This window comes from Pseudoroseomonas cervicalis ATCC 49957 (genome assembly GCF_000164635.1).
Lineage (GTDB): Bacteria > Pseudomonadota > Alphaproteobacteria > Acetobacterales > Acetobacteraceae > Pseudoroseomonas > Pseudoroseomonas cervicalis.
The window spans coordinates 1,472,017-1,473,045 of record NZ_GG770777.1 but is presented as its reverse complement, the minus strand read 5'-3'; the positions used below and the strand labels follow the sequence as shown (position 1 = coordinate 1,473,045).

Sequence of the window (1,029 nt, the reverse complement as noted above, 5' to 3'; positions counted from 1 at the left end):
CGCGCTGGAGGCGATCTGCCGGCTGCAGCGCGGCGGCCGGCTGGTGACCATCCTGGCCGTCGCCCGCCTCTTCCCGGAGGCGGCGCGCGAGCGGCTGCTGGGTGAGGGCGCGGCCGCGCAGGCGGCGGAGGAGGCGGCGATGGTGGAACCCGGGCAGCAGGACGCGGCGGCGGCGGATGACGAGGAGCAGTTCGTCGTCTTCCGCCTCGGCGGCGAGGAATACGGCGTGCCGATCGGCGCCGTGCAGGAGATCGTGCGCGTGCCGGAGCAGCTGACCCGCATGCCGCGCACGCCGGATTTCATCGAGGGCGTGGTCAATCTGCGCGGCGTGGTGCTGCCGGTGGTGGACCAGCGCCGCCGCTTCGGCCTGCCCGGGCTGGCGCGCAACGACCGCCAGCGCATCATGGTGCTGATGGTGGGCCAGGCGCGCACCGGCTTCATCGTCGACAGCGTGGTCGAGGTGCTGAAGGTGGCGCGCGCCAGCATCGGCCCGGCGCCGGGCCTCTGCGGCGGCGAGGCGCCGCTGATCGGCCGCATCGCCAATCTGGAGCGGCAGCAGCGCATGCTGCAATTGCTGGAGGCCGGCCGCCTGCTGGAGCGGGAGGAGCAGGGCGCGCTCGGCGCGCTGTGAGCCGGGCCATGCTGAAGGTGCTGATCGTCGAGGATTCCGCCCTGATGCGCAGCCAGCTGCGCCGCCTGCTGGAGGGCGAGGGCGATATCGAGGTGGCCATCGCCCGCAACGGGGCGGAGGCGCTGGCCGTCATCCCGCACTTCGACCCGCAGGTGGTGACGCTCGACGTCAACATGCCGGAGATGGACGGGCTCACCTGCCTCGGCCACATCATGCGCGACATGCCGCGCCCGGTGCTGATGGTCTCCTCCATCACTCGGCACGGTTCGGAGGCGGCGGTGCGCGCCCTGGCGCTCGGCGCCGTCGATGTGGTGGCCAAGCCGGGCGGCACCATGTCGATCGGCATCGACGGGCTGCGCGACGAGCTGCTGGGCAAGCTGCGCGCCGCGGCGCGCGCC

The 1,029-nt window shown here is 73.6% G+C and carries 2 protein-coding genes; both read left to right on the top strand.

The window, feature by feature from the left end; translation table 11 throughout:
* On the top strand, window positions 1–631 hold a 631-nt coding region (locus HMPREF0731_RS06400; protein ID WP_007003235.1), incomplete at its 5' end, for a chemotaxis protein CheW.
* A gap of 8 nt (window positions 632–639) precedes the next feature.
* A partial coding sequence (locus HMPREF0731_RS06395; protein WP_007003234.1) for a response regulator occupies window positions 640–1,029 on the top strand: 390 nt, incomplete at its 3' end.